The organism is Streptomyces phytophilus, assembly GCF_013870535.1.
Lineage (GTDB): Bacteria > Actinomycetota > Actinomycetes > Streptomycetales > Streptomycetaceae > Streptomyces > Streptomyces phytophilus.
Window position 1 is genome coordinate 1 of record NZ_JACBXC010001119.1, and the last position, 2,011, is coordinate 2,011.

The window sequence follows — 2,011 nt, forward strand, 5'->3', positions numbered from 1 at the left end:
GGGCTGCTCGGTGATCCGGGCGGTCAGCGCGCCCGCGAGGGGGACGAGGGCGGCCGCGGCGGGCGGCAGCAGAAACGCTCCTGCAAGCAGGACCGGGAAGAACGCGCCGATACCGTCGGGGATCCGGCCTGCCAGCGGCGGCACGCGCCAGAGGTGTTCACCGGCCGCGTAGACGGCGGCGAGCAGCGCCAGCGCCGTCCAGGGGGTCGCGGCGCCGGGCCGCAGTGCCGGGGCGGCACACGCCGCCGTCGCGAGCACCGCGCACAGCAGACATCCGCGCCCGGCCGCAGAGACCTGCGCCACCTGCCCCATGGGCCCCACGCTCCTCGTCCGCGCTGTACTCCGTACGAGTTGGGGAGCATAGGGCGGCACCTGCGGCCGAATGGGGCGCAGTTGCCTAAAAGAACACTACGAGCCGGGTGGATTCGCACCTTCGAGTGACGTGGGGCGGCCCTCGTCACCGGCGTCGAGCACCGGCTGCTCCGGTACGTCCTCACCGGACCTGATGGTGTCGATCCGGCCCATCACCTTCGCGCGCAGATCCGTCGGCACGTCGTCCTGACCGCAGCAGCGCTTGACGAGCTTCTTCACGGCCTGCTCCAGGCCGTACTTCTCCAGACAGGGGCTGCACTCGTCGAAGTGGACCTGGAACTTCGCGCAGTCGCCCTCCGGCATCTCCTTGTCGAGATACTCGTAGAGGTGGTCGAGGACCTCTGAGCAGTCCGTCTCGTGCTGCTCTCCGCAGCTCATGATCCCGAACCCTTTCCCGTGTGCGAGCCGGCCGACTCCGGTCCGGCGCCCGCCGGCATCAGGCCGCGCTCCTGCGCGTAGTCCTCCAGAAGACCGCGCAGCTGGCGGCGACCGCGGTGCAGCCGGGACATGACCGTACCGATGGGTGTCCCCATGATGTCCGCGATCTCCTTGTAGGCAAAGCCCTCGACATCGGCCAGATACACGGCGATGCGGAACTCCTCGGGGATCGCCTGCAGGGCTTCCTTCACGTCCGAGTCCGGCAGGTGGTCGAGCGCCTGGGCCTCGGCGGAGCGCAGACCGGTCGACATGTGCGACTCGGCGCGCGCGAGCTGCCAGTCCTCGATCTCCTCGGCGGCGCTGCGCTGCGGCTCACGCTGCTTCTTGCGGTACGAGTTGATGAACGTGTTGGTCAGGATGCGGTAGAGCCACGCCTTCAGGTTCGTGCCCTCGCGGAACTGGTGGAAGGACGCGTACGCCTTGGCATAGGTCTCCTGCACCAGGTCCTCCGCGTCGGCGGGGTTGCGCGTCATGCGCAGCGCGGCCGAGTACATCTGGTCGAGGAACTGGAGCGCGTCCCGCTCGAAACGTGCGTTCCGCTCGGCGGACGTCTCCTCGGGCGCGGTCGGCTCCTCGCCGGGCCCGCCCTTCCCCGTGTCGGTCCCAGTGACGAGACCCACCTCCTCCAGCACCGTGGTGGAGCCTGCGGTGGCCCCGTACGGTTCGGAGGATAGACGACGTCCGTGCACATCCGCCGCCCAGTACTTCTCCGCTGCCTCCGGCTGCGGACGCGACGGGCATGCAACCCCGCTCATGCGTGTCCCTTCGTCGATGCGTGAACGTACACCGGTGAGAACGCACGCTCCCGATGCCGCATTCCCCGACCGCGCCGCGGGGCCGCCCGGGCGCGGGCACGCGCCGCGGCGGGGTGTCAGCGCAGGCCGGCGAGCCACTCCACCGCGGCGGCGGTGATCGTGGCGGCGGTCTGCGCGTCGTCGGGCGGCGCGCTCTTGGCCACGGCGAAGCCGTGGTCCGCGTACGGGACGGGCACGACGTCGACGTCCGCGGGGAACTCCGCGGGGCCGCCGAACGGGTCCCGCTCCCCCTGCACCACGCGCGTCGGCACCCCGGCGTCCAGCAGCTCCGGCAGCCGGGACTTCTCCGGCTTGCCCGGCGGGTGCAGCGGGAACGCGAGGGCGAACACCGCCCGGGCCCCCAGTGCCCCGGCCGTACGGCACGCGACCCGCGCGCCCGCACTCCG

Annotated in this window: 3 protein-coding genes and 1 pseudogene; all 4 read right to left on the bottom strand. The window is 71.5% G+C overall.

What is annotated here, in order from left to right; all coding sequences use genetic code 11:
• Positions 1 to 312, bottom strand: a pseudogene (locus H5J30_RS29740) (HD-GYP domain-containing protein); the annotation flags it as partial.
• Positions 313 to 408: 96 nt separating this feature from the next.
• A complete protein-coding gene (rsrA, locus tag H5J30_RS29745) occupies positions 409 to 750 on the bottom strand; it encodes a mycothiol system anti-sigma-R factor (RefSeq protein WP_181790447.1) in 342 nt (113 codons plus the stop codon).
• Positions 747 to 1,430, bottom strand: coding sequence for a sigma-70 family RNA polymerase sigma factor (locus H5J30_RS29750; RefSeq protein ID WP_181790449.1), 684 nt, complete (start codon positions 1,428 to 1,430; stop codon positions 747 to 749). The genes rsrA and H5J30_RS29750 overlap by 4 nt, the downstream gene beginning before the upstream one ends.
• Before the next feature lie 251 nt (positions 1,431 to 1,681).
• Positions 1,682 to 2,011: alpha/beta family hydrolase (locus H5J30_RS29755; protein ID WP_374101037.1), on the bottom strand; the 330-nt coding region annotated here is incomplete at its 5' end.